7 protein-coding genes are annotated in these 6,537 nt (G+C 34.5%); 4 read left to right on the top strand and 3 right to left on the bottom strand.

Annotation, left to right across the window (positions count from 1 at the left end; all coding sequences use genetic code 11):
- Positions 1-231: 231 nt before the first annotated feature.
- From BX659_RS18275 to lysA, 4 genes are all read left to right on the top strand, one after another.
- Positions 232-1,092 carry an NAD(P)/FAD-dependent oxidoreductase gene (locus tag BX659_RS18275; protein WP_097019659.1) on the top strand — a complete coding sequence of 287 codons (861 nt, stop codon included), beginning with the start codon at positions 232-234 and terminating at the stop codon, positions 1,090-1,092.
- 304 nt (positions 1,093-1,396) lie between these two features.
- Complete coding sequence (locus BX659_RS18270) at positions 1,397-1,798, top strand: hypothetical protein (protein ID WP_097019658.1); 402 nt, start codon at positions 1,397-1,399, stop codon at positions 1,796-1,798.
- Positions 1,799-1,892: 94 nt separating this feature from the next.
- Positions 1,893-2,321 carry a Fur family transcriptional regulator gene (locus BX659_RS18265; RefSeq protein WP_097019657.1) on the top strand — a complete coding sequence of 143 codons (429 nt, stop codon included), beginning with the start codon at positions 1,893-1,895 and terminating at the stop codon, positions 2,319-2,321.
- A 149-nt stretch (positions 2,322-2,470) separates the two neighbouring features.
- On the top strand, positions 2,471-3,727 hold the full coding sequence (gene lysA / locus BX659_RS18260) for a diaminopimelate decarboxylase (protein ID WP_097019656.1): 1,257 nt from the start codon (positions 2,471-2,473) through the stop codon (positions 3,725-3,727).
- A gap of 56 nt (positions 3,728-3,783) precedes the next feature.
- Here the strand turns inward: lysA and BX659_RS19770 are convergent, their stop codons facing one another.
- The 3 genes from BX659_RS19770 to BX659_RS18250 all read right to left on the bottom strand — a co-directional run bounded on the left by BX659_RS19770 (position 3,784) and on the right by BX659_RS18250 (position 6,404).
- Complete coding sequence (locus tag BX659_RS19770) at positions 3,784-3,969, bottom strand: AAA family ATPase (protein WP_374956490.1); 186 nt, start codon at positions 3,967-3,969, stop codon at positions 3,784-3,786.
- A gap of 175 nt (positions 3,970-4,144) precedes the next feature.
- The gene (locus tag BX659_RS18255) at positions 4,145-4,672 is read right to left on the bottom strand and encodes a GNAT family N-acetyltransferase (protein WP_097019655.1); all 528 of its coding nucleotides are present in this window, start codon (positions 4,670-4,672) and stop codon (positions 4,145-4,147) included.
- A gap of 730 nt (positions 4,673-5,402) precedes the next feature.
- Entirely contained in the window at positions 5,403-6,404 is a 1,002-nt protein-coding gene (locus BX659_RS18250) for a serine hydrolase domain-containing protein (protein WP_097019654.1), read from the bottom strand.
- Positions 6,405-6,537: the final 133 nt, after the last annotated feature.

The following is a 6,537-nucleotide window of genomic DNA, read 5'->3' as shown; positions in this document are numbered from 1 at the left end:
GTATTGACTATATGACTCCTAATGAATATGAAAAACAATTATTAGCTGCTTAATTTGTTCAATTTTTTGTGTCCAAGATATTGACTTAAGTCCAAATATCCCCATTAATAGTCATTTTTCATAATAGATTTTAGTTGAAATCTGGATATTATATAAAGCACTACCAATCAAGTAGTGAAATCCGCTTAAATATTTGATATAATGGATAAAATAAATTAAGAGGTGAGAGCTATGCAAATGGAAGAATATGATATTATTATTGTAGGAGCAGGTCCAGCAGGAATGTCAGCAGCTATCAATGCCAAGGCTCGTAATAAGAGTGTGGCTATCTTTGAAGGAGGGCAGATAGCTAAGAAGATTGATTGGGCACCCCATGTTAATAATTACTTAGGTTTTAGTAATGTCAGTGGCCCAGAGTTAGCCCAAGCTTATATTAAACATATTGAGGATTTAGAGATTCCAATTATTAAGCAGAAGGTAGTCAAGGCTTTTCCAATGGGAGAGAAGTTTATGGTTACTACCAATGGTGAGAATTATCAAGCTAAAAAATTGATTTTAGCTTTAGGGGTAATTCAACAGGCAAGATTGAAGGGTGAAAAGGAGTACATAGGAAAGGGTGTTAGTTATTGTGCTACTTGTGATGGGATGCTATATAAAGGCAAAGATGTAATGGTAATTAGTGATAGTGCTCATCATGAAGAGGAGGCAAATTTCTTAGCAGATATCTGTGAGAATGTCTATTATGTAGCTCAATATAAAGAGATTGAAAATTTAGATGAGAGAATTCAGGTGATAGATGCTAAGGTTGAAAAGATAACTGGTGAGCAGATGGCTAATAAAGTAAAATTAACTACTGGTGAATATGATGTGGCTTGTGTCTTTATCTTAAGAGAGACTGTACCACCGACGGAGATAGTTGATGGCTTAGAGTTAGCAAGTAAGAAGTATATTAAAGTCAATAGAAATCTTGAGACTAATGTAGCAGGGGTATATGCAGCAGGTGATTGTACTGGAGAGCCGTTACAGATCAGTAAGGCTACAGGAGAAGGACAAGTTGCAGCTCTTAATGCAGTTAAAGAGATAGGGAAGTGAAGTTAAATTGGGGTGATATCAGTGGTGATGTCACCTCTTTTATTATGAGGGAATAGAAAGAAAAAGCGACATTTAGGAGGTAGGTGGGTAGTGGTTAGGAAAATCCAACTATCTAACCACCCAACCCCTAACTATCTAATAAAAAAGTCTCACTTTATGCCTATATAGTCTGACAATATAAATTAAGATAACTATCCTTATTAAAGAATTATTATCAGAAAAACTATTCAATTCCAATTAAGCTATGAATAAAATTCTAATAATCTGAAAATAATGATATATAGGAAGAAGGGTAGGTGAAAATATGTCCTATAGATTAGCCGTAGTAGGATTAGGGGACATACGTAAACAGGATAAAGGACTTACTATTTATCTATTAGAAAAATTAAAAACTATATTTTCAGAAAAGTTAGATATTTCCTTTATTAATGGTGGTGCTGATGGAGAAGACTTATTTAATACTTTGCAGAATATTAAAGCTGAAAAAATTGTAATTTTGGATACAATGCGTGAAATAATTAAGCCTGGGGAATTAGATTATTTGATCATTAGACCAACAGAATCTAAATCATTAAAAGAACTCTTAATGGTAACTATAGGTATCTTTAGTGATAGTTGGGGTAAAAAATTATCTACAGCACTTTGTGATAAATTTTATGATATTTTAAATAAAGTAACTAATATTATAAAGGAGTTATTAAATTAAATAGAAAAGTAATAATCAATGGAAGGGGTTGACATTAAGACAACCAATAAGTTATAATTAAAAATGATAATCATTAAGTTAGTAGGTGAATTTAATGGAGGCTACATTAGATAATTTGAAGAGTATTTTGGCAGCGAGTAATTACAAACTAACTGCACAAAGAAAGATTATTCTCCAGATTTTGATAGACAATAGAGGAGAACATTTGAGTGCAGAAGAGGTCTATAATATTGTAAAGACAGAAGATCCAGGGATTGGATTGGCTACAGTTTATCGCACCTTAGAGTTATTCTGTGAATTAGGAATTATTCAACAATTGACCTTTGATGAGAATTGTAGACGTTATGAATTAGAAACAGGAGAAGAGCACCATCATCATTTAGTATGTAGTAAATGTGGTAAAGTAATAGAATTCAATGATGAGGTTTTAGAGGAGTTTGAATCTGAGTTAGAAAAGAAATATAGCTTTAAAGTAACTGAACATAAGATTAAATTTTATGGCTATTGCGAAGATTGTCAATAAGCAATAGCTTCTTTTTTTAGTATATTGATAATGGCTATCAATATTTATTAGATTATAAGAAAAATAAAGTAGATTGGCTAGTAAAAGTTATTACTAGTAATAACTTTTACTAGCCAATATTTAAGATAAGAATTAAGGAGGAGTAGAGTATGCAGTGGAGTTTTGCAGAAGTTACAGAAAAAGAAAATTTTTATGGTAATAGTAACCCACTTGAGTTAGTAGAGGAGTATGGGAGCCCTTTGTATGTATATAATGAAAGAATATTAAGAGAAAGATGTAGAGAGCTAAAGAACTTAGTAAGCTATCCAAATTTTGTTGTTAATTATTCAGCAAAGGCCAATACTAATTTAGAGCTATTGAAGGTGGTTAAAGAGGAAGGCTTACAGGTAGATGCTATGTCACCAGGAGAGATCTTTATAGAGCTAAAGGCTGGCTTTGAACCTGAAGAGATTCTTTATATTAGTAATAATGTCTCTGCTGAGGAGTTGCAATATGCTATTGATGCTGGAGTAATGGTCAGTGTAGATTCACTTTCTCAATTAGAATTATTTGGCCAGACAAATGAAGGTGGAGAGGTTGCTATCAGGTTCAATCCTGGAGTAGGTGCAGGACACCATGAGAAGGTAGTAACAGGTGGTAAGAAGACTAAATTTGGGGTAGACCCTAGATACATTGATGATATTAAAGAGATTTTAAATAAATACAACTTAAGATTGATTGGGATTAACCAACATATTGGCTCTTTATTTATGGAAGGCGATTCCTACATAGAAGGAATTAAATCTGTACTTGATATAGCTAGTAATTTTGATGATTTAGAGTTTGTTGACTTTGGTGGTGGCTTTGGAATTCCATACCATAAGCAGGATGGTCAAGAGAGATTGGATTTGGCTCAGTTAGGTGAAAGATTAGATAAGGTATTAAGAGCATGGGTAGCTGAGTATGGTAAAGAAATTACCTTTAAGATAGAGCCAGGTAGATATATTGTGGCGGAATGTGGGGTCTTATTAGGGCAGGCTTATTCTACCAAGGTAAATTATGATAGAAAGTATGTGGGAAGTGACCTTGGCTTTAATGTATTGATGAGACCTATGTTATATGAGTCACACCATGATGTTGAAATCTACAGTAAAGAAGATAGAGCATCTGATAAGAAGGAAGAGGTCTTGATAGTAGGTAATATCTGTGAAAGTGGAGATATTATCGCTAAAAATAGAGTATTACCTGAGATCCTTGAAGGGGATATTATCGGAATCCTCGATGCGGGAGCATACGGCTATGTGATGAGCTCTAATTATAATCAGCGATTACGTCCAGCAGAGGTACTAATCAAAGAAGATGGTGAGGATATTCTAGTTAGAAGAAGAGATATCTTAGAGGATTTAATGAGAAATTATGAATTTTAAAGGATAGAGAAAAGGCAACCCTTGATTGGGGTTGCCTTTTTTAGATGTTTTAAAATTTAACGTACTAATTTCTTAATCTGTTTTTCTGTTTTTATCCACTTGCAAATGTCATCAGGACTTTCATCAAATTCATAATCATCAAAATAGATAGCTGTAGAGTTGTTTAAAAGCTCATTTAACTTTTTTGTAGTTGTAGTTTTTCCTCCACCTGATACAGCTGCAACAGCAATAACGCTCTCAATCTCAAAGTAAACCTCTAAGCCTCACATAAGTTAGCCCAGCCCTCATTTATGCACCTAAACTGGGATGTCGCTAGGGTGCTGTTCGTATAATAGGGTAGATAACCAGTTATATGATGGATGACATTTTCTTTTCGCGATTTGAATTTTTTATATTTTTAAACCTTAATTTACTGGTTCATATCTTCAGGTGTTTATCTAAAATCTTTTTATATCTTACTTTTTCTAAATATTTATCTCCAATTTTTATTTTTTCTCTTTTTCCTTCTTCTTTAAATCCTTTTGACTCATAAAAATTTTTCGATTCTTCATTATCTTCAAGCACCCATAAAGTGATTTCTTCATATCCTCTATTTTCTAACTCTTTTATTCCCCATTCTAATAAAGAACTACCTAGTCCCTTTCTCCAGTAAGAAGGTAATAAATATATTGCATAAATTTCTCCTATATAATTATCTAAATCTTCATCTCTACATTCTCCTAAAGCTATAAAGCCAACTATCTCTTTATCTACTATTAAAACTGCATTTTCCTTTTCACGATTTTTTATTGCTTTTTCAAAACGTTTTTTTCTTTTCTCTAGAGTAATCTCATCCAATACTTTATCTGAAATAATATCCTTATAAGCTACTTTCCACGAATTAGCATGAACATATCCCAATTCTTTAGAGTCACCGCAAGTTGCCCATCGAATTTTATAATCCATTTAGATAATCACTTCCTTTTCAAAATAAAAATTCAAAATATTTTCCAATGTCATCATCTGGTAGGTCGGGAGCCTCACGGAGCCTTTCCCCATCAGAACTGTGTATGACAGTTTCCCATCACACAGTTCAAGCAGTTATCAACCAACCTTCGGATTGGCAGTAACAAACTTTAATCTGCTACTTGACCTTTCAGAATATGAGTCCGTTTGGTCATAGTGTATCAGCCTTATTTCACTATTTACGTTTGACGAAGCTTGCAGTAGTTCAATTATTTTAACCATAACAGTATATTTATCCTAGCAACTCACCTGCTTTAGGCTAGCAGGATATTTCACATTGTCCCTATGGCGGATTTATCACGAAAAGTCCGTTAAGGACTTGTAGGTAGCACCCAATCATTACTAACTACGCACCGATGGCTAGGATTACCTCAAATAGAATAGGTAGTCCAAAGGTCTGCTTTCAGCAGACTTAGACAGCCTAAGATATAGCTTACCCCTGTTATTTCAAGGGCTGGTCGCACTGTCACATAACGTTTGTGTATTCACGAAACGACCCAGCTTTAGATAGCTCTTATCTTAGGCTGGGTCGTTTGTTGTCTGAGCTTCTTCCATGATTATACATCTGACAACCAAGGGGCGATAGCCCCGGAGCGTGAATATGGTGTTAACTGATGTTGCTGGCTTCCCCGATAAACTTTCAAACTTGTTCTGTATTAACCGATATATTTTACTCTAGCTTGTTAAGCATCGACATAACCAAGAATTCCCTTACAAAATCCAAAGGTTTGATGGTATTCTCCAGCGTGCTTGTAAACACTACTACCGTCTGTAAACTTGGAATGACAATAATAAATTGTCCATTCCTTCCCATTGCGAAGTACATCCTGTTGTTCAAAGAAAAATCATCTTGATTGGTATCTAATTTTGCTACCCACCAATGAGAAGCATAATGACCAATATAATCATAGGTTAACAAGTAGGGGGTTGTAGACTTCTTGATCCATTCCGAAGATACGATCCTCTTGCCCTTCCATATTCCATCCTGCAAGTACAACTGTCCGAACTTGGCTAAATTATATGGATGTAACCGTAGACCATCTGAGCCATAACTAATGCCCTTTGCATCCTCAAACCAAAGATAGTCCCTGTCTATATCTAAAGGTTTAAATAAATACTGCTCTGCAAATGCCGAAGTCTTCATTCCGGTGGCTTTGGTTAATATAGCGGAAAGTACATGAGAACAACCCGAATTATAGTTCATCCGTTTCCCCGGATCATCTACTAATTCTCTGTCAAACACAAACTTTACTACATCATGGGTAAACATAGGGGGCATATAGTTCCATTCACCGAACTCCGGCCAATCCAACCCTACAGTCATTGTCAGCAGTTGTTCTATCGTAATGTCTTTCTTACGGGAATCTGCTTGATTGTTAACAATATCAGGAAAGTAATGCTCCATGGTAACATTAATCGAAGGTATAAAGTCTTTATCAATCGCTATTCCTATCAATATGGAAATGATACTTTTGGTACATGAATTAATCCTCTGTAGATTATCCCTAATTTTATTACCTTTGTAATACTCATGGATTAATCTCCCCTCCTTTAAAACCAAACAGCTCTTAATTTTCGTCTTCTCAACGGACTTCATGAATTTGCCCATTAGGTCCATATTCATGTTATATTCTTCCGGCGTAGAAGTTGGCCAAGTATTTAGGTTTTGCATCCAAGTACTCCTTTCAATTTTGTTTGCAGCAATTTCAGTTAACGTATCAGAGTTTCACGACGTCTCATAGATATACCTATCCCTGATTTTTTCTATATCTAACATAAGCCCTTATTAATTTTAATTATGCTCT

The organism is Orenia metallireducens, from assembly GCF_003001995.1.
Lineage (GTDB): Bacteria > Bacillota > Halanaerobiia > Halobacteroidales > Halobacteroidaceae > Orenia > Orenia metallireducens_B.
This window is presented reverse-complemented; position numbering and strand designations above follow the sequence as displayed.